This window comes from Streptomyces sp. NPDC056222 (genome assembly GCF_042264065.1).
Classification (GTDB): Bacteria; Actinomycetota; Actinomycetes; order Streptomycetales; family Streptomycetaceae; genus Streptomyces.
In genome coordinates, this window is sequence record NZ_JBHJTL010000071.1 from 1 (window position 1) to 24323 (window position 24323).

Here is a 24323-nt window from a genome sequence, read left to right on the forward strand (position 1 = left end):
ACCGTGTCCGTCCTGCCGGGCAAGCCGAACGCGGCCGCCTCGGGCTTCCTTTCCGGCATCGTCCGTGAGCCGCTCGCGGGTCTTCCGGCGATCTGCCCGGTCGACCCCGAGCTGCGGGTCGCCCTGGCCTCGCCGCGGCGCACGGTCGAGGGCATCCTCCGCGTCGCCCAGGCCGAGCGCGGTACGGGGCCGGGCCGGCTCGAGGGCAACCTGCCGGTCAACCTGCCCGCGCTCACGGTCACGGTCGCCGAGATGCTGGCCACGCTGCGCCGGGAGGCCGGTGACACCGTCGCCGACCTGGTGACGATCGCCCCCGACCCGGCCGTCGAGAGCATCGTGGGCTCGTGGCCCGCCGCCTTCGACAACACCCGCGCCGCGGCGCTCGGTCTGGAGCCCGACCCCGACTTCGCGGCCGTGGTACGCGACTACGTCGCCGGCCACGCCGACGCGATCGCTCCCGCGGTACCGGCCGGACCGGGCGACGGGGCTCCGCGCCGATAGACTGATGACCATGTTTTCCAAGGTGAGCGGTCCGGTCCGGCTCGCGGACCGCGTAGCGGCGGTGCTCTCGGAAGAGATCGAGTCCGGGCGCATCGCCGAGGGCGACAAGCTGCCGACCGAGGTCGAGCTGGTCAAGCAGCTCGGCGTCAGTCGCACGGTGGTGCGCGAGGCCGTCTCCAGGCTCCGCAACGCCGGCCTCGTCGAACCGCGCCAGGGCCTCGGTGTGTTCGTCCTGCCCCGCCGCACCCGGCCGCTCGACCTGGAATCCGAGGCCGCCGCGACCAAGTCCAAGGTGCTCCAGATCGTGGAGGTGCGCCGCGCCATGGAGGGCGAGGCGGCCGCGCTCGCGGCCGCCCGCGCCACACCGGCCGACATCGCCCGGATGCGCGCGGCGCTCGACGCGATCGACGCCGCGGTCTCGGCCGGCGGCGACGGTGTGGACGAGGACCTCTCCTTCCACCAGTCCATCGCCGAGTCGACCGGCAACGCCGTGATGGTCTCCACGGTGCGGTACCTCGGCGAGGTGGCGCGCAGCGGCATCCGGATCACGCGGGCGAACGAGGCGCGCCGGGACGACTTCATCGAGGACGTCCGCCAGGAGCACCACGCGATCCTGGCCGCCGTCGAGTCCGGTGACGCCGAAGCGGCCCGGGACGCCGCGTTGCGCCACATGAAGCACGCGGCCACTCGACTGCAGGACGCGGACGAACGTTTCTGGACGGAGACCGAGGACGTCGACGTGGTGGCCCTGGACAGCCCGGAGCCCTGACGGGACCGCCGCATTCGTGCGATCCCACAAGGTCGGCCCCGCAAGCCTCGGATGAAACGCCCGGGTCTGGTATTCGTACAGGCGTGGGACAATGAACTACGTGCTTTTTCCCCTGGCTGAAATGCCTAGGGGCCGATCCGAACGACTGGGATGTCAGCACGTGCGTTTCCTCAATGACGTCAAGCCGCCCTACGACCTGACGTATGACGATGTCTTCATGGTGCCGAGCCGCTCGGCCGTGGGTTCCCGCCAGGCCGTGGACCTCGCCTCGCCGGACGGTTCCGGTACGACGATCCCGCTGGTCGTCGCCAACATGACCGCGATCGCCGGCCGCCGTATGGCCGAGACCGTCGCCCGCCGCGGTGGCCTCGTCGTCATCCCCCAGGACATTCCGATCGAGGTCGTCACCGACGTCATCTCGTGGGTGAAGAGCCGCCACCACGTCCTGGACACCCCCATCGTCCTGGAGCCCCACCAGACCGTCGCCGACGCGCTCTCGCTGCTGCCCAAGCGGTCGCACGACGCCGGTGTCGTCGTCGACGCGGAGCGTCGTCCGGTCGGTGTCGTGACCGACGCGGACCTGTCCGGCGTGGACCGCTTCACCCAGCTCTCCGAGGTCATGTCGAAGGACCTGCTGCTCCTCGACGCCGACATCGAGCCGCGCGACGCGTTCAACACGCTCGACCACGCCAACCGCCGCTACGCCCCGGCCGTGGACAAGGACGGCCGTCTGGTCGGCATCCTGACCCGCAAGGGCGCTCTCCGCGCGACCCTGTACACCCCGGCCACGGACGCGAACGGCAAGCTGCGCATCGCCGCCGCCGTCGGCATCAACGGCGACTTCGTGGGCAAGGCCAAGCAGCTCCTCGACGCGGGCGTCGACACGCTCGTCATCGACACGGCGCACGGCCACCAGGAGTCGATGGTCTCCGCGATCAAGGCCGTCCGCGCCCTCGACCCGCAGGTTCCGATCGTCGCCGGCAACATCGTCGCCGCCGAGGGTGTGCGCGACCTCATCGAGGCCGGCGCGGACATCATCAAGGTCGGTGTGGGCCCCGGCGCCATGTGCACCACGCGCATGATGACCGGTGTCGGCCGGCCGCAGTTCTCCGCCGTCCTGGAGTGCGCCGCCGAGGCGAAGAAGTACGGCAAGCACGTCTGGGCCGACGGTGGCGTCCGGCACCCGCGCGACGTCGCCATGGCGCTCGCCGCCGGCGCGTCCAACGTCATGATCGGCTCGTGGTTCGCCGGGACGTACGAGTCCCCGGGCGACCTCCAGCACACCGCCGACGGGCGTCCGTACAAGGAGTCCTTCGGCATGGCCTCGGCCCGCGCCGTGCAGAACCGCACGAGCGAGGAGTCGGCCTACGACCGCGCCCGCAAGGGTCTCTTCGAGGAGGGCATCTCGACCTCCCGGATGTTCCTCGACCCGTCCCGCCCGGGCGTCGAGGACCTGATCGACTCGATCATCGCGGGCGTCCGCTCCTCCTGCACCTACGCGGGCGCGGCCTCGCTGGCCGAGTTCGAGGAGAAGGCCGTGGTCGGCATCCAGAGCGCCGCCGGTTACGCCGAGGGCAAGCCGCTGCACGCCAGCTGGAGCTAGTCGGTTCTCTCCGCAGCAGGGCCCCGCGAGACGTCTCGCGGGGCCCTGCTCCGTTTCCGGGGCTCGTCACGTGCCTCGGGTGCGTACGTGAGGGCGCAGCGCGTCCGCGACCGCCGCCGCCATCCGCGCATGACCCCGGTCGTTGGGGTGCAGCCCGTCCGCCAGGTCCTCGGGGTCGAGCAGGGAGCGGCCGGAGAGCACCAGGAGCCGCCTGTCGCCCTCCGCCGCCAGGTCGCGGCCCGCATGCTCCATCGCCGTGCGCAGGTCCTCCAGAGTGGCGCCCAGGACGTTGGGGGTGGCCTCGGCCTCCGGGCGTAGCACGGGGGAGAGGATCAGCAGCGGGGCGTGGGGGTGGCCGCTGCGCACGAGACCGACGTAGGCGCGAACCGTCTCGTACAGCCAGCCCGCGGAACAGGGCGCTCTGGACCAGCAGTTGGTGCCGAAGGCCAGCGTGACGAACTCGCCCTGGAGGCTCGCGAGCTGCTCCGCGAGAGGGAGTTCGCCGCGCGCCCCGCCCGCGAAGCCGAGGTTGACCGTGTCCAGGCCGAGTGCCCGCCCCGCCGTCGCCGGCCAGGAGTGGGCGGGCCGGGTCGACCACCAGCCCTCGGTGATCGAGTCGCCGTGCACGAGCCAGCGCGGCCGCCGAGGGGCGGGGGAGAGGGAGCCGTCGCTCGCCCGAAGGCCGAGCACCACCGGCGCCTGGCTCTCCGGCAGATGGACCGCGAACGTCCCTCCGTCGGGCGGGAGTTCGAGCCTGACGGTGGCCTCCTCCGCCGGTGCGGTGAAGCTCTCGCCCACGCACCGGCCGTCCCGCCAGAGCGCGAAACAGTGCCGCAGCGCCCGCATCGCGTCCCCCGTGCCCGGAACAGCAGCGCGATAGCGCAGCTCGACCGCCCGGGTGCCGGGCTCGGCCGCGAACTCGACCCGTACGCCGATGGGCAACGCGGCCCGCTCGGCCGTGTCCCAGGGGAGCCGGGCCAGATCGGCGGGGTCGGCGCGGACCGCACGGCCGCTGTCCAGCCAGGCCGTACCGCGCAGATAGGGAGTGGGGTCCAGCCAGCCCACCGAAGCCTCCGATCGAGGTGCCGCAGAGGGCTCGCAGAGTCGGTCATTCAGCACAAGGAGTCAATGCGCATGCCGTGTGTGCTTCACACCCCGCTTATCGCCCCAATGTGCCGATTCATGCGAGGGGGCGCAATGTTTCCCCGTCCGGGCCCCAAGTGCGCAATGATCATCTGCCAGTGCGCAACAACCCTGCATTACGAGCGCGAAGCATGGGGGCTTAGGCTCATGCCTCGTACCAGGAGTGGCGGCGACCGCCTGCTCGGCGGTTCCCCCTTCCCTCGCGGGCTCTTTTGTCATGCCCGCGTACCGCCGTGGTCGTCGCATTTCGACAGGCAGCGATCAAGGAGCCTTCGCAGTGCTGGATCAAGGCACGGCCTCACCGGCCACCGAGCCGACCGTCCCCAAGAGCTCAGGGCTCTCCGCCCTGACGCGGCGCAAGCCGGTAGAACGCCTGGTCGCCGAGGGTGGCCAGGGCGAGGGCGGTTCGCTCCGGCGCTCACTCTCGATGTGGCAGCTGACCATGATCAGCATCGGTGCCACGCTCGGCACCGGCATCTTCGTCGTTCTCGGCGACGCCGTTCCGAAGGCCGGCCCGGCCGTCACGGTCGCCTTCGTCATCGCCGGTCTCACGGCTCTCTTCTCCGCGCTCTCGTACGCCGAGCTCGCGGGCTCCATACCGGTCGCCGGCTCCTCCTACTCGTATGCGTACGCAACGATGGGTGAACTCGTCGCCTGGATCTGCGGCTGGTGCCTGGTCCTCGAGTACGGCGTGTCCGTCGCCGCCGTGGCGGTCGGCTGGGGCGAGTACCTCAACGAGCTGCTCGACGGCACGATCGGTGTCACCATCCCCGACGTGCTCTCCTCGGCCCCCGGCGAGGGCGGCTTCGTCAACCTGCCGGGTCTGATCGTCGTCCTGCTCGCGATGGTCTTCCTGCTCGGCGGCGCCCGCGAGTCGGCGCTCGTCAACACCGTCATGGTGTTCGTGAAGATCGCCGCCCTGGTGCTCTTCTGCGCCATCGGCTTCATGGGCTTCAAGTCCGGCAACTACGCCGACTTCATGCCGCTCGGCATGGCCGGCGTCAGCGCCGCGGGCGCGAGCCTCTTCTTCTCGTACATCGGCTTCGACGCCGCCTCCACCGCCGGTGAGGAGGCGAAGGACCCGAAGCGCGACCTGCCCCGCGCGATCATGCTCTCGCTGCTCATCGTCACGGTCCTCTACGTCCTGGTCGCGGCCGTCGCCGTCGGCGCGTGGAACTGGAAGGACTTCGAGGGTTCCGAGGCCTCTCTCGCCGCGATCATGAACGACGTCAGCGGCCAGAAGTTCTGGGGCACCCTGCTCGCCGCCGGCGCCGTCATCTCGATCGCCAGCGTCGTGCTGACCGTCCTCTACGGCCAGACCCGTGTGCTCTTCGCGATGTCCCGCGACGGCCTCGTGCCCAAGGTCTTCGGCAAGGTCAGCGGCAAGACCGGCACCCCGCGCGTGAACACCGTCATCGTGTCGCTGTTCTGCGCCGCCCTCGCCTCGGTCATCCCGCTGGGCAAGCTCGTCGACGCCACCAGCATCGGCACCCTGTTCGCCTTCGCCCTGGTCAACATCGCGGTGATCGTGCTGCGCCGCTCCCGCCCGACCATGGACCGCACCTTCCGCGTGCCGCTCGGCTGGACCTTCCCGATCCTGGGCTTCGTGTTCTGCGTGTACAACATGTTCAGCCTGGACTCGATCACCTGGGTGGTCTTCGGTTGCTGGATGGCCGCGGGCCTCGTGTTCTACTTCCTGTACGGCATGCGCCGCTCCCGCCTGGCCACCGACATCGTGGCCACCGACGCAGAGAAGTGATCCACCCGTAGTGCGACTCAACGACCTCGACGAACGCATCGTCCACGCCCTCGCGGAGGACGCCCGTCGCTCCTACGCCGACATCGGTTCCCTCGTCGGACTCTCCGCGCCCGCCGTCAAGCGGCGCGTGGACCGGCTGCGGGCCGAGGGCGCCATCACCGGCTTCACCGTACGGGTGGACCCGGCGGCGCTCGGCTGGGAGACCGAGGGGTTCGTCGAGATCTACTGTCGCCACAACACCTCGCCGGACGACATCCGGCGAGGTCTGGAGCGCTACCCCGAGGTGGTGTCCGCGTCGACCGTCACCGGCGACGCGGACGCCGTCGTCCAGGTCTTCGCCTCCGACATGCGCCACTTCGAGCGCGTCCTGGAACGGATCGCGGGCGAGCCGTTCGTGGAACGCACCAAGTCGGTCCTGGTGCTGTCGCCGCTGCTGCGGCGCTTCTCCTCGGGCTCGCCCGCGTAGCCCCGGCGGGCGGCTGGACGAAGGGCGGTGCGGGCCGTGGTTCCCGCACCGCCCTTCGGGCTATTCGGTCGGGTACTCCAGCTGCCAGGGCAGCACCTTGAAGTCGCCCGTGCCGGCCTTCGTCTTCTCGAACGGCGCCGGGGTGTGGCACGGAGGCACGTCGCCCTGCTCGGGGTCCTGGGTCACCCAGCTGTAGCCCAGGCGGTCGTGCTTGCCCAGGTCGTGCACGGAGACACCCACGCGGCGGTCCCGGAACACATCCAGGTCGGTCTCGGTGACCTTGCCCGTCACGGTGGCCACCTTGCCGCCCGTGACCAGACAGTCCACCGTCACCACGGCGTAGCCGCCCTTGCCGTTCTTGTAGTGACTGAAGCGGAAGGTGCCGGTCGCCGCCTGCGGGTTCATGTTGTCCTTCGCCGCGAGATGGGCGTCGAAGGAGAACGTGATGTCGTCGCTCGCCACCCGGTAGAGCTTCGCGCTGCCGGTCAGCGCGGCCGCCTCCCGGTTGCCACCCCGGCCGTCCCCCGAGGCGACGGCGGAGCCCGCGGCCCCGGCGGTGATCAGTACGGCGGCGGCGGCGGCGGCGATCTTCGTACGGCGGTTCATGACTTCTCGGTCCTTTCGGCAGGTCAACCGGACAGCCACCACTCTTCCGTCCGGCCCGCCCCAGGACGTCGCGCCACAGAACGGTCCTCGTCTCCGCCGCGCGGCGGGGGAGCCGTACGACCCTCGTACGAGCCCCGCGCAACGAATCGCCGCACTGGCCGGAGATCGCGCAACGGTTCGACGGTCGGTCCGCAACGGTCGCGCCTTGTCCCGGTCGAGCCCGGAACCGTACCGTTTTTGACGTCTTCCCCTGTGCTTCGGACCCCTGAGGATCGCCCATGCCCGCGCTGCGCACCGCCCTGCTCCAGAGCTCCGGTGAGCTCGGTGACGTGGCCGCCAATCTGAAGATCCTCGACGAGGCCGCCGCCCGCGCGGCCGAGGCCGGAGCAGGGCTGCTGCTCGCCCCCGAGCTGTTCCTGACCGGCTACGCGATCGGCGCCGACATGGCACGCCTGGCCGAGCCGGCCGACGGCCCCTCCGCGCGCGCCGTCGCGGCCCTCGCCTCACGACACGGCCTGGCCATCGGCTACGGGTACCCGGAGCGCGACACCGAGCAGCACGGCGTCCTGTACAACGCCGCCCAGCTCATCGGCGCCGACGGCGCCACGCTCGCGCGCTACCGCAAGACCCACCTCTTCGGTGACTTCGAGCACCACTGGTTCACCCCCGGCGAGGACGCAGTCGTCCAGGCGGAGCTCGGCGGCCTCACGGTCGGCCTGATGATCTGCTACGACGTCGAGTTCCCCGAGAACGTACGGGCGCAGGCCCTGGCCGGTACGGACCTCCTCCTCGTGCCGACCGCGCTGATGCACCCCGCCGAGGTCGTCCCCGAGTCCGTCGTCCCCGTGCGCGCCTTCGAGAACCAGATCTACATCGCGTACGCCAACCGGACGGGCCCCGAGGGCGACTTCGAGTTCGTCGGCCTCTCCACGCTCGCCGCCCCGGACGGCACCGCCCGGGTCCGCGCCGGCCGAGGCGAGGATCTCGTCCTCGGCGATGTGGACCCCGCCCTGCTCGCCGCCTCCCGCAAGGACAACCCGTACCTCCGCGACCGGCGTCCCGGCCTCTACGGCTCCCTTGTCTGAGCCGTCCTCTTCCTCCCGCACTTCCCCGCTTTCCCCGCAAGGAGTCCGTACCCCATGACGTCCACGGTGCCCACGACCGCCGTCCCGCACAGCGACGGCCAGCCGCCGATCACCATGTTCGGTCCGGACTTCCCGTACGCCTACGACGACTACCTGGCCCACCCGGCCGGTCTGGGGCAGATACCGGCGACCGAGCACGGAACCGAGGTCGCCGTCATCGGCGGCGGGCTCTCCGGCATCATCGCCGCCTACGAGCTGATGAAGATGGGCCTCAAGCCCGTCGTCTACGAGGCCGACAAGATCGGCGGCCGACTGCGCACCGTCGGCTTCGAGGGCACCGGCACCGAGGGCCTGACGGCGGAGATGGGTGCCATGCGCTTCCCGCCCTCCTCCACCGCGTTCCAGCACTACATCGACCTGGTGGGCCTGGAGACGCAGCCGTTCCCGAACCCGCTGGCCGAGTCCACCCCGTCGACCGTCGTCGACCTCAAGGGCGAGTCGCACTACGCGCAGACCGTCGACGACCTCCCGCAGGTCTACCGCGACGTGATGAACGCGTGGAACGCCTGCCTCGACGAGGGCGCCGACTTCTCCGACATGAACCAGGCCATGCGTGAGCGCGACGTTCCGCGCATCCGCGAGATCTGGTCCAAGCTCGTGGAGAAGCTCGACAACCAGACCTTCTACGGCTTCCTGTGCGAGTCGGAGTCCTTCAAGTCCTTCCGGCACCGTGAGATCTTCGGCCAGGTCGGCTTCGGCACCGGCGGCTGGGACACCGACTTCCCCAACTCCATCCTGGAGATCCTCCGCGTCGTCTACACCGAGGCCGACGACCACCACCGTGGCATCGTGGGCGGCTCGCAGCAGCTCCCGCTGCGCTTGTGGGAGCGCGAGCCGGAGAAGATCGTCCACTGGGCGCAGGGAACCTCTCTGAAGTCCCTGCACGAGGGTGACCCGAGGCCGGCCGTGACCCGGCTGAACCGCACCGCAGGGAACCGGATCACCGTCACCGACGCCTCCGGCGACATCCGCACGTACCAGGCGGCGATCTTCACCGCCCAGTCCTGGATGCTGCTGTCCAAGATCGCCTGTGACGACTCGCTCTTCCCGATCGACCACTGGACGGCGATCGAGCGCACCCACTACATGGAGAGCTCCAAGCTCTTCGTGCCCGTGGACCGGCCGTTCTGGCTGGACAAGGACGAGGAGACCGGCCGCGACGTCATGTCGATGACGCTGACCGACCGGATGACCCGCGGCACCTACCTCCTGGACGACGGCCCGGACAAGCCCGCCACGATCTGCCTCTCGTACACCTGGTGCGACGACAGCCTGAAGTGGCTGCCGCTGTCCGCGAACGAGCGGATGGAGGTCATGCTGAAGTCGCTCGGCGAGATCTACCCGAAGGTCGACATCCGGAAGCACATCATCGGCAACCCGGTGACGGTCTCGTGGGAGAACGAGCCCTACTTCATGGGCGCGTTCAAGGCGAACCTGCCGGGCCACTACCGCTACCAGCGCCGCCTGTTCACCCACTTCATGCAGGACCGGCTGCCGGAGGACAAGCGGGGCATCTTCCTCGCGGGCGACGACATCTCCTGGACGGCCGGCTGGGCCGAGGGCGCCGTGCAGACCGCGCTCAACGCGGTGTGGGGCGTGATGCACCACTTCGGCGGCTCCACCGACGCCACCAACCCGGGACCGGGCGACGTGTACGACGAGATCGCCCCGGTGGAGCTCCCGGAGGACTGATCCCGGCGTACCGACCCCTGAGCCGACGCGGACCGGCCCCCGTGGAACTTCCCGGGGGCCGCTGCCGTTGGGGGAGTGGGGCGGACAGTACCGGTGTGCGAGCGGCCGCGAGAGTGGTCAGCCGTGCCGTGCGAGCGGCGTCAGCAGCATCCGCCCCACCAGACCCACCGACCGGTCGAGGCGTTCCCGGAACTCCTCGACCAGGTCGGGCAGCTCCCGCAGCTGCCAGAGCGAGCGTGCGGCGAGCCAGGCCCCGTCGCGGGCCCGGTCCAGGCTCCAGCAGCCCAGCAGATGCGTCAGCGGGTCCGTGATCTCCAGCAGGTCCGGTCCCGGCATGACTTCTTCGCGGATCCGCTCCTCCAGGAGCACGAGGATGTCGCCGACGCGGTCGAACTCGTCCTCCAGGTCCCGTGGCGCGCACTCCAGCTCCCGGCAGGTGTCGACCACGGCGAGGGCGAGGTCGTGCCCGATGTGCGCGTTGATCCCGGCCAGCGCGAACTGCAGCGGCCGTACGTCGGGGTGGCGCCGGTAGTGGAAGAGCGGCCGCCAGCAGGCCGGGGCGGGGGAGCCGGTGGAGACGGCTTCGACCACCGAGAGGTAGCGCTCCGCGAAGCGGACGTCGAGGGTCGCGGCCGCCCGCCGGTCGGCGAACGTGCCGGCGTCGATCGCGTGGCCGATCTCCTCCGTCACCGTCAGATAGACGCGGTTGAAGACGGCGACCCCGTCGGCCGGGTGCCAGGCCGAGCGGATGCTGCGCATCCGCTCCACCACGGGGTCGACAGCGGTGAACTGCCCGATCCGGCCGGGGCCGTGCTGACCAGGGTCGTTCTGATCGGTGCCGTCCCGACCGGAGCCGGTCCGCCGGGTGCCGAGCTGCTGGGTCTGCGCCATGGGGGCAGCGTCCCAGCAGCCGGTCCCGCGAGGGAACTCCCGAGGCCCGGCTTCCCCAGAACGGGCGAATCGCCTACGACTTGGTGGCGGACCCGTCGTCCGTGCTGCCCTCGTACGAGCTGGTGCCGGCGTCCAGCAGCGGCTCCTGCTGCTCCTGCTGCTTCAGGTGCGCCGGGGCGAAGGCCCGCAGCACGTGGTAGCCGGTGATCACGACGATCGTGCCGAGCGCGATGCCGCCGAGCTCGAAGGTGTCGGTGAAGGTGAGCTTCACTCCGCCGACCCCGATGATGATGCCCGCGGCGGCCGGCACCAGGTTGAGCGGGTTGCGCAGGTCGACCTTGGCGTTGATCCAGATCTGGGCGCCGAGCAGGCCGATCATGCCGTAGAGGATCACCGTGATGCCGCCGAGCACACCGCCGGGGATCGCGGCGACGATCGCGCCGAACTTGGGGCAGAGACCGAAGAGCAGCGCGAAGCCGGCCGCGGCCCAGTAGGCGGCGGTGGAGTAGACGCGGGTGGCCGCCATGACGCCGATGTTCTCGGAGTACGTGGTGTTGGGCGGGCCGCCCACGGCGGTCGACAGCATCGAGGCGGCGCCGTCGGCCGCGATCGCGGTGCCGAGCTTGCCGTCCAGATGGTCCCCGGTCATCTCGCCGACGGCCTTGACGTGACCGGCGTTCTCCGCGACGAGGGCGATCACGACAGGCAGCGCGACGAGGATCGCCGACAGCTCGAAGCTGGGTCCGTGGAAGGACGGCAGGCCGATCCAGTCGGCCTGGGAGACGCCGGAGAGGTCGAGCCGCCAGTGGTCGGTGACCTCACCGCTCGGCGACATCGAGTGGATCTTGCCGAAGACCAGGTCGAAGACCCAGGAGATGCCGTAGCCGAAGATCAGGCCGAGGAAGATCGCGATGCGTGACCAGAAACCGCGCAGACAGACCACGGCCAGACCGGTGAACAGCATCACGAGCAGCGCCGTCCACTGGTCCTGCGGCCAGTAGGTGCTCGCGGTGACCGGGGCGAGGTTGAAGCCGATCAGCATCACGACGGCACCGGTGACGATCGGGGGCATCGTCGCGTGGATGATCCGCGCGCCGAACTTCCGTACCGCGAGGCCCGCGAGGAACAGCACGCCACCGACGACGAACACCGCGCCGGTGACCGTCGCGCTGGTGCCGCCGGAGGCCCGGATGGCCGCGGCGACACCGACGAAGGAGAGCGAGCAGCCCAGATAGCTGGGGACCGTGCCCCGCGTCGCGAGCAGGAAGATCACCGTCGCGACGCCGGACATCATGATGGCGAGGTTCGGGTCGAGACCCATGAGCACGGGCGCCACGAAGGAGGCGCCGAACATCGCGACCACGTGCTGGGCGCCGAGGCCGACCGTACGGGGCCAGGAGAGCCGCTCGTCCGGCCGGACCACGGCTCCCGGAGCGGGTGTCTTCCCGTCGCCGTGCAGGGTCCAGCGCACGCCGAGGTTCATGGGGTCGCTCCAGTTCTCCGGTTCCGGCGGCCCTGCCGAGGCCGCAAAAGATCAGCCATATGGTAATGCGCCGCTGGTCACCGAGGTTCCGGCACCATGTTCCGCGATTCCTACGACACCTTCCCCGAGCTGGTCGCGGGGCTTCCGCTTCCGGCCGCGGCGGTGCTTGTGGGCCGGGAGCCCTGGCGCAGCACCCCGGCGCCGAGCACCAGACCGAACGCGAGCAGGGTGACCAGACCGAAGGAGAACATCAGCGAGGTCGCGTCGGCGATGCCGCCGATCGCCGACGGCGCGATGAGACCCGAGGTGTACGTGATGGTGGCGACGCCCGCGATGGCCTGGCTGGGGTTGGGGCCACTGCGGCCGGCCGCGGCGAAGGCGAGCGGGACGACGACGGCCACCCCGAGTCCGATGAGACCGAATCCGGCCATCGCGACGGCCGGGTGCGGTGCGAGGACCACCAGCAGTCCGCCGACGGTCGCGGCGACGCCTCCGACCCGTACCGTCCGTACGGCGCCGAACCGGTCGACCACGCGGTCTCCGACCAGCCGGGCGATGGCCATGGTCAGCGCGAAGGCGGTGGTGGAGGCCGCGGCGACCCCGGCCGACGAGCCGAGCTCGTCCCGCAGGTAGACCGCCGACCAGTCCAGACTCGCGCCCTCGGCGAACACCCCGCAGAAGCCGATGGCGCCGATGATCAGGGCGGACTTCGGCGGCAGCGAGAAGCGCGGCGGCGGCTCCTCGTCGGGGGCGCTCTGCAGATCGAGGACGCCCTGGCAGAAGACGAGGCCGAGCGCGGTCAGGACGAGGGCCGCGACGAGGTGGTGCAGCCGGGCGTCCGTGCCGAAGTGGGCGGCGAGGGTGCCGGCGGCGGAGCCGAGGAGCGCGCCCACGCTCCACATGCCGTGCAGGCTGGACATGATCGACTTGTCGAGACGGGTCTCGACCTCGACGCCGAGCGCGTTCATCGCCACGTCGGACATGCCGGCGGTGGCGCCGTAGAAGAAGAGCGCCGCGCAGAGCCCGTAGATGTTCGGGGCGAGCGACGGCAGGATCAGAGCCAGAGTCCAGAGCGCGAGCAGCCCGCGCAGCGCGGTGCGGGCGCCGAAGCGGTGGCTGATGGCACCGGCCAGGGGCATGGCGAGCGAGGCGCCGACGGCCGGGAAGGCGAGGGCGAGTCCGAGTTGGCCCGCGCTCACGTCGGCGTGGTCCTGGATCCACGGGATGCGGGTGGCGAAGCTGCCGGTGACCGCGCCGTGGACACAGAAGACGGCGGCGACGGCGAATCGGGCGCGCCGCAGCCGCTCGGTACTGAAGACGGTCTCGCCCGTCATGTGCCCTCCCTGATTGACGTCCGCCGTAAACTATCAGGAACCCTGCCTGATAAATAGATCGGTGGGAGAGGTCCACGTACGAGAGTCTGAGAGGATCCCGGCATGCCCGCATCTCCGAGCACCGCCCGGGCCATCAACGACCGGCTCGCCCTGCGACTGCTCCAGGACGAAGGGCCGTTGACGGCGACTCAGCTGAAGGCGCTGACCGGCCTCTCCCGCCCCACCGTCGCCGACCTCGTCGAACGGCTCCAGAGCTCGGGACTCGTCCGGGTGGTGGGGGAGTCCGGCGCGGAGCGGCGCGGGCCGAACGCCAAGCTGTACGGGATCGTCGCCGACCGCGCGTACCTCGCCGCGCTCGACGTGCGGACCGACTCCCTCTCGCTCACCGTCTCCGACCTGCTGGGCAGGACGCTCGCGGAGGCCTCGGCGCCGATCGACGGGGCGGACGGGACGGGACCGGCGGTCGAGAAGGCCGTCTCCCTCCTCGAACGGACCGCGAAGTCGGCCGGGGTGGAGCGGCTGCACAGCGTCGCCGTCGGCGCGCCCGGACTGATCGACCCCGCAAGCGGCGGGCTGCGCGACTCGGCGCAGCTTCCCGAGTGGCACCGCAGGCTGATCGACGCCCTCCAGGAGCGGCTGCCGGCGACCGTGCTGGTCGAGAACGAGACCAACCTCGCCGCCGTCGCGGAGCAGCGCGCCGGGGCCGCCCGCGACCGCGACACCTTCGTCCTGCTCTGGCTCGGCCAGGGCGTCGGCGCGGCCGTCGTGCTGGACGGCCGGCTGCGTCGCGGGGCCTCCGGCGGTGCCGGCGAGCTCGGCTTCCTGCCGGTGCCCGGCACCTCGGGGCTGCCCTCGGCGACCGGCTGCGAGGGCGGCTTCCACGAGCTGGCCTGCGCGGCCGCGGTGGAGGCCCTCGCCGTCGAGCACGGCCTTGACCCGGCCGGTGCGCTCACCTCGGGGCACGGCCCCTTCCTCGACGCCCTCGCCCGTCGCCTCGCGGTCGGGGCCGCGGCCGTCGCCTCGGTCCTCGACCCGGGCTGTGTGGTCCTCGGGGGCGAGACCGGCCACCGTGGCGGCCGGGAGCTCGCCGCCCGCGTCGAGGCAGAACTCGCCGCGCTCTCGCCGTTGCGCACGGAGGTCCGCGCCACCGAGCTCGGCGACGCGGCGGTCCTCCGGGGCGCCCTCCTGGCCGCCCGCGACGCCGCGCAGGACGAGCTCTTCGGCCCGCCGGAGCAAGGCAGCCACGGACGGCAGGGCTAGGGGGCCGACCTGCGGGTCATGGCCGAGGTCGACCCTGGACCGGACACCCCCCGGCCCCGCGGGTCAGCTGATCGTCAGCGGAGTGTCCGGGGCGAGTTCGGCCGCGATGAGCTCGGCGACCTGCTCGGCCGTGTTGCCTTCCGGCGCGTTCGCGGTCTTGGTCGTGGAGACCGCGATGGCGAGGCGCTCGGAGGGGAGATACGCCTGGATCGCCGCATAGCCGGAGAACGACGGGTTCTGGACCAGCCAGGTGTTGACCACGATGATGCCCAGCCCGAAGTGGGCGGCTTCGGTCTGCTTGATGCAGATCGTGGCGGGACACGTCGCGGTCGCGCCGCCCAGGCCGACCGTGCCCGGGTTCAGGAAGGTGCGGTAGGAGCGGGGCGAGAGCAGTTCGCCGCTGCCGATGGCCTGCGCCGAGCGCGCCAGGTCGCAGATGTCGGTGGTGATGACCGCGCCGGGCGCGGTGGTCCACGACGGGTTCCAGAAGGTGGACTCCTCGTAGATCCCGCGGTCGGAGGTGAAGGCATGCAGGACCGGGCTCGGGATGTCCGGAGTGAAGTTGTTCTGCGTGTTGCGCAGCCCGAGGGGACCCCAGATCCGCTCCTTCAGGAACTCGTCGATCCGGGTGCCTGTGATCTTCTCCAGCGCTTGGCTCAGGAGCAGGTAGTTGGCGTGGGAGTAGCTCCAGCTGGTGCCCGGCTCGTACCAGAACGAGTGGCTGTACGGGAACGCCAGCAGCTCGTTGGGGGTCCACTGGCGGAACGGGTGGGGCACCAGCTCGGCCAGGAAGGCCGGGTCGGTGACGTAGTCGTGGAGGCCGGTGGTGTTGGAGGCCAGCATTCGCAGGGTGATCTGCTCGGCCTTGGGCAGGTCGGGCAGCCAGCGCTCCACGGTGTCGTCGAGCGAGACCTTGCCCTCCTCGACCAGCTGGAGGAGGGCCGTGCCGATGTGGGCGAAGGCCACGGAGCCGGCACGGAAGTGCATGTCCGGCTGCGCCGGTACGCCGGTCATGGACTCGCCGAGCGCGTCGGTGAGGACCTCGCGCCCGTCGAGCGTGACCTTCACTTCCACGGAGTTCAGCTTGAGGTCCTTCTTGGCCTTGCGGGTGATCTCCAGGACCTTCCGGGCCTGCGCGTCGAGGGGACGCTCGGTCCTCACACAGTCCGGGCCACCGTGGTGGCCCGGACCTTCGGCGAACGCGGGTGCGGCGGCAGAGGTCTGCACGGTGGCGGCGAGGAGAGCGGCGCAGAGCAGCGCGCTGCATGCGCGCGCACGCGTGCGCAGACGCCTGTGGAAGCGGGTGCGTGTCATGCCCGCACTATGGCCGGAAGGATGGTGGCAATTCGGCTGAACACTCCGCAGAGGGAGCGAGACGCGCCCATGTGGGGCAGACCGGACTAGGGCGTGGGTCGGCCGGGAACGCTTCCGTCGTCGAACCGCGCCGCCAGGAACTCCTCGAAGGTCACCCGTCCCACCGCGGACTCGGGCGCGAGATGACCTCCGTGGCGCAGTCCCCGGTAGACCTTGCCCGGCAGTGGGACTTCGACGATCCTCCGCTGCTTCCCGCTCGCCCGCAGATAGGCCGCGGCCAGCTCGGCGAACGTACGGATCTCGGGGCCGCCCATGTCCGCCACACGCCCCGCCGGCGGGCCCGCCGCGAGCTCAGCGAGGCGGTACGCGGCCTCGGTGACCTCCATCGGCTGGTCCCTTACGGCCTTCGGCAGCAGCATCACCGGCGGCTTCGCCAACCCCTCCAGGAGTTTCAGGATCAGGTCGTGGAACTGGGTGGTCCGCAGGATCGTCCAGCCGAGCCCCGACTGCTGGATCCGCCGCTCGACCGCGTACTTCGCGCGGTAGTAGCCCAGCGGCACGCGGTCCACGCCGACGATCGAGATGTACAGCAGATGCGGCACCCCGGCCCGGTGTGCGGCCTCGATCAGCAGCCGGGCCGCCTGCTCGTCGTGACGCGTGATGTTCGTGCAGTGGACGATCGCGTCCACGCCGTCCACGGCCCGGTCCAGGAGCGGGCCGCCCCGGCGCAGATCGACGGCGTACGGCGGCGAGTGCCGACTGAGCACCCGCACCTCGTGGCCCTCCGCGCGCAACTTCTCGCAGACGGGACCGCCCAGTGTGCCCGTGCCGCCGGTCACCAGGATCGTGGTCATGTCTCCAGCGTGAACGCCTTCGCCGCGGCCCGCACACGCGGACCGCGGCGAAGGCGCGGTAGGGACCCGGCGGCGGCAAGGGCCGTGAGTTCCGCCGCCGGGCGTTCATGCGGAGGTCAGGCCGTCAGCAGGTGCCGAGGTCCCTCCAGACGCCCCACTCGCCGGTCGTGCCCGGCTCCTCGTTCTGGGTCCACCACTGGGCCTTCCACTTGTGGCCCTTGTGGGAGACCTCGTTGCCCGCGTTGTACACCGTGCCGGCCACGTACGCCGGGGCGGTGCAGGTGCCACCGGTCGGCGTCGGGGTCGGACCCGTCGGGGTCGGCGTCGGACCGGTCGGCGTGGGTGTGGGGGTCGGGGTCGGCGTGGAGCCGCCCGGCTCCACCACCGTCGTACCGCGCCCGAGGTCACCGGCGAGCGCGTACGTCGTACCGCTGATGTTCACCGTCCAGTTGGACGGCGTGGAGACCGGCAGGTAGTAGTTGAACGCCAGGTCCACGGTCGCGCCCGGGGCCAGCGACTGCCAGGCCGGAAGCTTCAGCGACACCCGGTGGAAGTCGCCCTTCAGACCGCCCACGTTGTTGCCGGTGTGGTCGCTGCTGATCACCTTCGTACCGAAACCGGACTGGTCTGAGGCGTTGCCCGGCGCGGCCGTCGCGTAGTCGAACTGGAACTCCGTGCCGCCCGGCAGCGCGGTGGCCGTGTTGTTGGTGATCTTGATCTTCGGGGTGATCGGGTAGTTGGAGTCGCCCAGCTTGAACTCGGTGAACTCCACGCCCACGTTCACGGCCTTCGTCGGCAGCGCGGCGTTCGACTTCTTGGCGCCGTACGGGGTGGCCGCCTTGAACTTGTCGTACATCAGAGAGGTGAGCGTGGAGCCCATCTCGTACTGGCCCTTGCCCGCGTTCCAGGCGTAGTCGCCGGCCATCTCCCAGACCATCGTGCCGCCGATGCCCTTGCTGATCACGTAGTCGGCCTTGGCGGCCACCGACTGCTCGTCCTCGGTGGAGAGGAAGACCTTCTTCTGCGCGTTCCACAGCCACGGCGCGACCAGGGTCGAGTCGTACTTACGGGCGTAGGTGCCGGTCAGCGTGGTGCTCGCCGGGAAGCCGTACTGCGTGACGTAGTCGCCGACGATCCCCTTCTCCAGGTTCTTGGCGTGCCACATCGGGTTGGAGCCGGCCGGCGACTCGGCGCCGTTGGTGTCCTTGTCGTGCCAGAGGTTGTCGATGCCGACGGCGCCGTCACCGCACTTGGTCAGGCCCGCGCCGGCCGGGCAGGTGGTCGCGGACGCCTTGCCCCACAGTCCGTCGGTGCCGCCCTGCACGTTCTTGTGACCGCGGGTGTAGTACGGCAGACCGATGTTGATCCGGCCGGCCGGCATGGAGCCGCGGAAGTAGTGGTACGCCCAGTCGGTGTTGAGGTAGCCGATGCCGCCGTACTGCTGGGAGCCGTAGACCCCGGCGGCCGCGAGCTCGGCGTCCTTGCCGTCGTCGAAGAGCGAGGCGTTGGGGCCGACGTACTCGTTCCAGGCGCCGTGCAGGTCGTAGGACATGATGTTGACGTAGTCCAGATACTTCTGCATCTGGAAGGTCTCCATGCCGCGCAGCAGATAGCCGGAGGAGGGCGCGGCGACCGTCAGCATGTAGTGCTTGCCGTCGGTGGCGCCGGCCCGGTCGAGCTTCTCGCGCAGCGTCTTCATCAGGGCCGCGTAGCCCTGGACGAGGCCCGCGCGGCGCGCGTTGGCGAGCTGCCAGTCCAGCGGGTTGCCGGCGTCCTTCATCGTCGTCGGGTACTCGTAGTCGATGTCGACGCCGTTGAATCCGTACTTCTTGATGAAGGAGACGGCCGAGTCCGCGAACGTGTCGATCCCGGCCTGGTTGACCGAACCGTCGGCGTTGGTGGCCATCGAGTAGAAGCCGCCGGAGTTCACGCGGGTTCCGTTGTCGTCGAAGTAGCCGCCGGTCTCGGCCCAGCCGCCGACCGAGATCAGCGTCTTGACGTCAGGGTGCTGCTTCTTGAACTTGTTGAGCAGATTGAAGTGGCCCTTGTAGGCGTACGCCGGGTCCATCTCCGCGCCGGCGACACCGGGCCAGGTCATCCCGGTGGCCGCGTTGTTCGGGCCGTCCGTGCCGACGGACAGCTTGTTGTCGGAACCGATGTGTCCGAAGGCGTAGTTGATGTGGGTGATCTTGTCCCACGGGATGTTGTTGGCGAGATAGGCGGGCTCGCCGTTCTTGCCGGTGCGCCAGCCGGTGAAATAGCCGATGACTCGGCGCTGGTGGTCCGCGCCCATCTTCTCGCGGCCCTCGGTGTCGTAGACCGAGCAGTACGGGACGTCGACGCCCGGGGTCTTGTAGAGGCCGTCGGGGCGACAGCTCTCGTTGTCGGCGGCATGCGAGACACCGCCGGCGAGGGAGCTGATCAGCAGTCCGGCGACGGCCGCGCCGGACGCGAGCAGCGAGGCTCTCGTCTTCGTGGGGGACAACACGATCGGTTCCTCCTGGGGAGGTGAAAGAACACAACGAACAAACGGGTGGGTCGTGTTGGGCCCGTGGAGTGCGCACACCGGCGGGCCGTACCTCGGAGGTGACACGGAGATTAAGAGGACTAGACCAGTGCGTCAATAGGTCTGGACCATCGGAGGAGTTCAGGGGGCGCTGTGAGCCAGCCCACAGGGCCTCACCCATATGGCCGACGATCGGTCGTGGCACACTGGCCCTGTATCAGCAGCAGCGCACTCCGGGGTCGGTGTAATTCCGAACCGGCGGTATAGTCCGCGACCCGTCCGCAGCCAGCGGCCGGTTGACCAGGTGAAATTCCTGGACCGACGGTGAAAGTCCGGATGGGAGGCAGTGCGCGGCGGGCGGCCCTTCAAGGGGGCGCTTCGGCCGTATCGCCGCTGGTCGCCCTCGTCGGCGACCGGTATTTCCGGCCTTGGCATCCCTGTGCGTAGTGTCGTACCCGCTCTCTGTCGTCATCGACAGGCCCCGGAGTCCGTGCCCGAAGAGGCAGGAGGACCCGGTGGAAGAGCCGACCGACATCACCGCCATGCGACGCGCCATCGCGCTCGCCGCCCGTGGTCTCGGCTCCACCAGCCCCAACCCGATCGTCGGCTGCGTCATCCTCGACGCCTCCGGACACCAGGTCGGCGAGGGCTTCCACCAGCGCGCCGGCGGCCCGCACGCCGAGATCCACGCCCTGCGCGCGGCCGGCGTCCTCGCCCGCGGCGGCACCGCCTACGTCACCCTCGAACCCTGCAACCACACCGGCCGCACCGGCCCCTGCGCCCAGGCGCTCGTCGAGGCCGGGATCAGCCGGGTCGTGTACGCGGTCGGCGACCCGAACCCGCAGGCCACCGGGGGTGCCGACACCCTGCGCGCGGCCGGCGTCGAGGTCGAGCAGGGCCTTCTGGAGGACGAGGCCGAGGCGGGCAACATCGCCTGGCTCACCTCCGTACGCCTCGGCCGCCCCTTCGTCCGCTGGAAGTACGCCGCCACCCTCGACGGCCGGATCGCCGCCGCCGACGGGACCTCCCGCTGGATCACCTCCGCCGAGTCCCGCGCCGACGTCCACCGGCTGCGCGCCGAGTCCGACGCCGTCGTCGTCGGCTCCGGCACCGCCCGCACCGACGACCCCCACCTGGCCGTACGGGACATCGAAGGCGCCGACCAGCCGCTCCGGGTGGTCGTCGACACCGAGGCGAGCGCCGTGAAGCCCGGCGCCCGGGTCCTCGACGACGCGGCCCGCACCGTGATCGCCGTGGCCGAGGACGTCCTCCTGGAGGACACCGCCCACTTCCCCGAGACGTGGCGGCTGTCCCGCGCCCCCGGTGGCGGCCTCGACATCCCGGAGCTCCTCGCCATGCTCCACCAGCAGGGCGTGCGTTCCGTCCTCCTCGAAGGCGGGCCGACCCTGGCCGGCGCCTTCGTCGCCGCGGGAGCCGTCGACCAGGTCGTCGGCTATCTCGCCCCCGTCCTCCTCGGCGCGGGCCCGAACGCCCTCGCCGACGCCGGAATCACCACCATCACCGAAGCGTTGCGGCTCGACGTCACCGAGACCGTGCGCATCGGACCCGATCTCCGTATCACCGCGACCCTCAAGGGAGCCTGACCGTGTTCACCGGAATCGTCGAAGAACTGGGCGAGGTCACCGCCGTCGAGAAGCTGGCGGACGCCTCCCGCTTCCGCCTGCGTGGACCCCTGGTCACGGAAGGCGCCAAGCACGGGGACTCCATCGCCGTGAACGGTGTCTGTCTCACGGTCGTCGAGTTCGGCGGCGGCGAGTTCACCGCCGACGTGATGGAGGAGACGCTCAAGCGCTCCTCGCTCGGCGCCCTCGAGGTCGGCTCCCGCGTCAACCTGGAGCGGCCGATGGCCGTCGGCGACCGCCTCGGCGGACACATCGTCCAGGGACACGTCGACGGCACCGGCGCGATCCTCGACCGGACCCCGTCGGAGAACTGGGAGATCGTCAAGATCGCCCTGCCCGCACACCTCTCGCGCTACGTCGTCGAGAAGGGCTCCATCACGGTGGACGGCGTCAGCCTCACCGTCGTCGAGGCCGCCGACGACTGGTTCACCATCAGCCTCATCCCCACCACCCTCGCGCTGACCACGCTCGGCATCAAGCAGAGCGGCGACCCGGTCAACCTCGAAGTGGACGTGATCGCCAAGTACGTCGAGCGGCTGCTCGGCCCGAACGCCAAGGACGACGTCAAGTGAACTGGCTCAACTCCGAGGCATTCACGGTCCTCGACCAGCACATCATGTGGTCCGACATGATCGGCAACACGATCGGTCTGATCGCCCTCGCGCTCGGCTGGCGGCGCTCCATACTCACCTGGCCCGCGCAGCTGCTCTCCGGCGTCATCCTCGTCGGCGCCTACGCCTCCGCCCACCTCAGCGGCGGTGTCGGCAAGCAGCTCCTGGTCATCGGCGTCGCCGCCTGGGGCTGGTGGCAGTGGAACCGCGGCAGGCAGCAGGCCCAGGACGGCTCCATCGCCGTCCGCTTCGCGAGCTGGAAGGAGCGCGGACTGCTCCTTGCCGGCGCGGTCCTCGGCACCCTCGCCGTCGGCGGCCTGTTCACCCTCTACCCGTCGCTCTCCTGGAGCCCTTGGGCCGACGCGTACATCTTCGTCGGCACGCTCGTCGCGATGGTCGCCCAGGCCCGCGGCCTGGTCGAGTTCTGGTTCGCCTGGCTCCTCGTCGACCTGGTCGGCGTCCCCCTCGCCTTCAACAGCGGCCTCGCCTTCTCCGGCCTGGTCTACGTGATCTACTTCGCCCTCGTCATCTGGGGCATGCGCGACTGGTGGCTCCGGACGCGTACCACCACCGCTCTGGAAGGAGCTACGGCATGAGCGCGCTGCCGATCTGGGACGTCACCGACCTCTCCCTCGACCCCGTCGAGCAGGCCATCCGCGACATCGCCGCGGGCCGGCCCGTCGTCGTCGTCGACGACGAGGACCGCGAGAACGAGGGCGACCTCGTCATCGCCGCCGAGAAGGCCACCCCCGAGGTCGTCGCCTTCATGATGAGCGAGTGCCGGGGCCTGATCTGCGCCCCCATGGAGAACGACGAGCTGGAGCGCCTCCAGCTCCCGCAGATGGTCGAGCACAACACCGAGTCGATGCGGACGGCCTTCACCGTCTCCGTCGACGCGGCCCCGGCCCACGGCGTCACCACCGGCATCTCCGCCGCCGACCGCGCCACGACGCTGCGGATGCTGGCGAGCGGCGAGCACGAGCCCGGTGACTTCGTCCGCCCCGGCCACATCTTCCCGCTGCGCGCTAAGCCCGGCGGCGTCCTGGCCCGCAACGGCCACACCGAGGCCGCCGTCGACCTTGCCCGCCTCGCCGGGCTGCGCCCGGCCGGCGCGATCGTCGAGATCGCCGGCGAGGACGGCGTGATGCTGCGCCTGCCCGAGCTGGTCCCGTTCGCCCGCAAGCACGGCCTCACGATCATCTCGATCGAGGACCTCATCGCCTACCGCCGCTCCGCCGAGCCGACGGTCCGCCGTGAGGCCGAGGTGCAGCTGCCGACCGCGCACGGCGAGTTCACCGCGTACGGCTACCGCTCCACCGTCGACGGCGTCGAGCACGTCGCCCTCGTCCACGGCGAGATCGGCGACGGCGAGGACGTCCTGGTCCGGGTCCACTCCGAGTGCCTGACCGGCGACATCTTCCACTCGCTGCGCTGCGACTGCGGTCCGCAGCTCCAGGCCTCCATGGAACGCATCACCGAGGCCGGCCGCGGAGTCGTCGTCTACCTGCGCGGCCACGAGGGACGCGGCATCGGCCTGCTGTCCAAGCTGCGGGCGTACGAGCTCCAGGAGCGCGGCCGCGACACCCTCGACGCCAACCTGGAGCTGGGCCTGCCCGCCGACGCCCGCGACTACGCGGCCGGCGCGCAGATCCTCGCCGATCTCGGGGTGCGCAGCCTGCGGCTGATGACCAACAACCCCGACAAGATCTCCGCCCTCACCCGGCACGGCCTGAAGGTCGAGGGCCGCGAGGCCATGGCGGTCCAGGCGGGCGAGCACAACCTCCGTTACCTGCGCACCAAGCGGGACCGGATGGGTCACGACCTGCCCTGGCTGGACGCGGAGACCGCGTCCACCTGCGGCAACCAGTAAGTCAGCGATCAGCACCGAGCTAGGAGAGACATGAGCGGCAAGGGCGCACCCGTCCTCAGCGTGAAGAACTGCGGCGACCTCCGGGTCGCGGTCGTCGCGGCGCAGTGGCACGAGAAGATCATGGACGGACTCGTCGACGGAGCCCTGCGGGCCCTGCACGAACTCGGCATCGACGAGCCGACGCTGCTGCGCGTCCCCGGCAGCTTCGAGCTGCCCGTGGTGGCGAAGGTCCTCGCCGGTCGCGGCTACGATGCCGTCGTGGCCCTCGGCGTCGTCATCCGTGGCGGAACCCCGCACTTCGAGTACGTGTGCCAGGGCGTCACCCACGGCCTCACCCAGGTCTCGATCGACACCGGTGTACCCATCGGATTCGGCGTCCTGACCGTGGACAACGAGGAGCAGGCTCTCGACCGGGCCGGCCTCGAAGGCTCCCGTGAGGACAAGGGCCACGAGGCCGTCACCGCCGCCGTCGCCACCGCGACGACGCTGCGCACGGTCAGTGAACCCTGGCGCTAAGTGCGTGACCCTTACCCCGTACTCTTAGGACCATCATGGCGAACAAAACCTTCGAAGAGCTCTTCGCCGAGCTCAAGCTCAAGGCCGAGAACGGCGACCCGGCCACCTCCCGCACCGCGGAACTGGTGGACAAGGGCGTCCATGCCATCGGCAAGAAGGTCGTCGAGGAGGCCGCCGAGGTCTGGATGGCCGCCGAGTACGAGGGCAAGGAAGCCGCCGCCGAGGAGATCTCGCAGCTGCTGTACCACGTCCAGGTGATGATGGTCGCCCGCGGGATCTCCCTCGACGACGTCTACGCCCACCTCTGAGCGCATCCGTCACACCCTCCCCAACACTCCCAGGCAAAGGAAGCTCATC

General features: G+C 70.5%; 21 protein-coding genes, 1 pseudogene and 1 riboswitch. Of the genes and pseudogenes, 14 read left to right on the forward strand and 8 right to left on the reverse strand.

Annotated elements, in window-relative coordinates:
* The 3 genes and pseudogenes from ACFC0D_RS27495 to ACFC0D_RS27505 form a co-directional block, all read left to right on the forward strand.
* Positions 1–501 (forward strand): annotated as a pseudogene (locus ACFC0D_RS27495) (NAD-dependent epimerase); the annotation flags it as partial.
* A 10-nt stretch (positions 502–511) separates the two neighbouring features.
* Positions 512–1270 carry a FadR/GntR family transcriptional regulator gene (locus ACFC0D_RS27500; RefSeq protein WP_376441259.1) on the forward strand — a complete coding sequence of 253 codons (759 nt, stop codon included), beginning with the start codon at positions 512–514 and terminating at the stop codon, positions 1268–1270.
* Positions 1271–1430: 160 nt separating this feature from the next.
* Positions 1431–2873, forward strand: coding sequence for a GuaB1 family IMP dehydrogenase-related protein (locus tag ACFC0D_RS27505; protein WP_376441262.1), 1443 nt, complete (start codon positions 1431–1433; stop codon positions 2871–2873).
* A gap of 66 nt (positions 2874–2939) precedes the next feature.
* Here the strand turns inward: ACFC0D_RS27505 and ACFC0D_RS27510 are convergent, their stop codons facing one another.
* Positions 2940–3938: a GDSL-type esterase/lipase family protein gene (locus ACFC0D_RS27510; RefSeq protein ID WP_376441265.1), complete on the reverse strand. Its 999-nt coding sequence runs from the start codon at positions 3936–3938 to the stop codon at positions 2940–2942.
* Positions 3939–4293: 355 nt separating this feature from the next.
* Between ACFC0D_RS27510 and ACFC0D_RS27515 the strand changes: the two genes are divergently transcribed.
* Complete coding sequence (locus tag ACFC0D_RS27515) at positions 4294–5775, forward strand: amino acid permease (RefSeq protein WP_376441268.1); 1482 nt, start codon at positions 4294–4296, stop codon at positions 5773–5775.
* Between the two features lie 10 nt (positions 5776–5785).
* Positions 5786–6241, forward strand: a complete 456-nt coding sequence (locus tag ACFC0D_RS27520) for an Lrp/AsnC family transcriptional regulator (protein WP_015032260.1) — start codon at positions 5786–5788, stop codon at positions 6239–6241.
* Positions 6242–6301: 60 nt separating this feature from the next.
* On the opposite strand, the gene ACFC0D_RS27525 is transcribed toward ACFC0D_RS27520, so the two are convergent.
* The gene (locus tag ACFC0D_RS27525) at positions 6302–6847 is read right to left on the reverse strand and encodes a Repetin (protein WP_376441271.1); all 546 of its coding nucleotides are present in this window, start codon (positions 6845–6847) and stop codon (positions 6302–6304) included.
* A 278-nt stretch (positions 6848–7125) separates the two neighbouring features.
* Here ACFC0D_RS27525 and ACFC0D_RS27530 point away from each other — a divergent pair, with 278 nt between their 5' ends.
* Together ACFC0D_RS27530 and ACFC0D_RS27535 are read left to right on the forward strand one after the other, a co-directional pair.
* Entirely contained in the window at positions 7126–7932 is an 807-nt protein-coding gene (locus ACFC0D_RS27530; RefSeq protein WP_376441274.1) for a carbon-nitrogen hydrolase family protein, read from the forward strand.
* 54 nt (positions 7933–7986) lie between these two features.
* A complete protein-coding gene (locus tag ACFC0D_RS27535; protein ID WP_376441277.1) occupies positions 7987–9684 on the forward strand; it encodes a flavin monoamine oxidase family protein in 1698 nt (565 codons plus the stop codon).
* Between the two features lie 117 nt (positions 9685–9801).
* Here ACFC0D_RS27535 and ACFC0D_RS27540 read toward each other — a convergent pair whose 3' ends face one another.
* The 3 genes from ACFC0D_RS27540 to ACFC0D_RS27550 form a co-directional block, all read right to left on the reverse strand.
* A complete protein-coding gene (locus ACFC0D_RS27540) occupies positions 9802–10575 on the reverse strand; it encodes a DUF5995 family protein (RefSeq protein ID WP_376441279.1) in 774 nt (257 codons plus the stop codon).
* A gap of 73 nt (positions 10576–10648) precedes the next feature.
* Complete coding sequence (locus ACFC0D_RS27545) at positions 10649–12058, reverse strand: uracil-xanthine permease family protein (RefSeq protein ID WP_376441282.1); 1410 nt, start codon at positions 12056–12058, stop codon at positions 10649–10651.
* Between the two features lie 110 nt (positions 12059–12168).
* The gene (locus tag ACFC0D_RS27550; RefSeq protein WP_376441284.1) at positions 12169–13392 is read right to left on the reverse strand and encodes an MFS transporter; all 1224 of its coding nucleotides are present in this window, start codon (positions 13390–13392) and stop codon (positions 12169–12171) included.
* Between the two features lie 102 nt (positions 13393–13494).
* On the opposite strand from ACFC0D_RS27550, the gene ACFC0D_RS27555 reads away from it, so the two are divergent.
* Positions 13495–14652: an ROK family transcriptional regulator gene (locus ACFC0D_RS27555; RefSeq protein WP_376441287.1), complete on the forward strand. Its 1158-nt coding sequence runs from the start codon at positions 13495–13497 to the stop codon at positions 14650–14652.
* A gap of 63 nt (positions 14653–14715) precedes the next feature.
* Here ACFC0D_RS27555 and ACFC0D_RS27560 read toward each other — a convergent pair whose 3' ends face one another.
* From ACFC0D_RS27560 to ACFC0D_RS27570, 3 genes are all read right to left on the reverse strand, one after another.
* Positions 14716–15966 (reverse strand): serine hydrolase domain-containing protein, encoded by a 1251-nt coding sequence (locus ACFC0D_RS27560; protein ID WP_376441290.1) that lies wholly within the window; start codon positions 15964–15966, stop codon positions 14716–14718.
* A gap of 86 nt (positions 15967–16052) precedes the next feature.
* Entirely contained in the window at positions 16053–16820 is a 768-nt protein-coding gene (locus ACFC0D_RS27565) for an SDR family oxidoreductase (protein ID WP_376441293.1), read from the reverse strand.
* Between the two features lie 124 nt (positions 16821–16944).
* Positions 16945–19308, reverse strand: coding sequence for a chitinase C-terminal domain-containing protein (locus ACFC0D_RS27570; protein ID WP_376441295.1), 2364 nt, complete (start codon positions 19306–19308; stop codon positions 16945–16947).
* Positions 19309–19550: 242 nt separating this feature from the next.
* A riboswitch (FMN riboswitch) is annotated at positions 19551–19680 on the forward strand.
* A gap of 188 nt (positions 19681–19868) precedes the next feature.
* On the opposite strand from ACFC0D_RS27570, the gene ribD reads away from it, so the two are divergent.
* From ribD to ACFC0D_RS27600, 6 genes are read left to right on the forward strand one after another with little or no spacing between them, the layout of a single operon-like run.
* Positions 19869–20930 carry a bifunctional diaminohydroxyphosphoribosylaminopyrimidine deaminase/5-amino-6-(5-phosphoribosylamino)uracil reductase RibD gene (gene ribD / locus ACFC0D_RS27575; protein ID WP_376441344.1) on the forward strand — a complete coding sequence of 354 codons (1062 nt, stop codon included), beginning with the start codon at positions 19869–19871 and terminating at the stop codon, positions 20928–20930.
* A 2-nt stretch (positions 20931–20932) separates the two neighbouring features.
* Positions 20933–21541: a riboflavin synthase gene (locus ACFC0D_RS27580; protein ID WP_376441298.1), complete on the forward strand. Its 609-nt coding sequence runs from the start codon at positions 20933–20935 to the stop codon at positions 21539–21541.
* 44 nt (positions 21542–21585) lie between these two features.
* Positions 21586–22176, forward strand: coding sequence for a nicotinamide riboside transporter PnuC (locus tag ACFC0D_RS27585; protein WP_376441347.1), 591 nt, complete (start codon positions 21586–21588; stop codon positions 22174–22176).
* Positions 22173–23450 carry a bifunctional 3,4-dihydroxy-2-butanone-4-phosphate synthase/GTP cyclohydrolase II gene (locus tag ACFC0D_RS27590; protein ID WP_376441300.1) on the forward strand — a complete coding sequence of 426 codons (1278 nt, stop codon included), beginning with the start codon at positions 22173–22175 and terminating at the stop codon, positions 23448–23450. Before ACFC0D_RS27585 ends, ACFC0D_RS27590 begins: the two co-directional genes overlap by 4 nt.
* A 30-nt stretch (positions 23451–23480) precedes the next feature.
* Positions 23481–23966 carry a 6,7-dimethyl-8-ribityllumazine synthase gene (ribH, locus tag ACFC0D_RS27595; RefSeq protein ID WP_329122935.1) on the forward strand — a complete coding sequence of 162 codons (486 nt, stop codon included), beginning with the start codon at positions 23481–23483 and terminating at the stop codon, positions 23964–23966.
* Between the two features lie 35 nt (positions 23967–24001).
* Positions 24002–24274 (forward strand): phosphoribosyl-ATP diphosphatase, encoded by a 273-nt coding sequence (locus tag ACFC0D_RS27600; RefSeq protein ID WP_053643769.1) that lies wholly within the window; start codon positions 24002–24004, stop codon positions 24272–24274.
* The last annotated feature ends 49 nt before the right edge of the window (positions 24275–24323 follow it).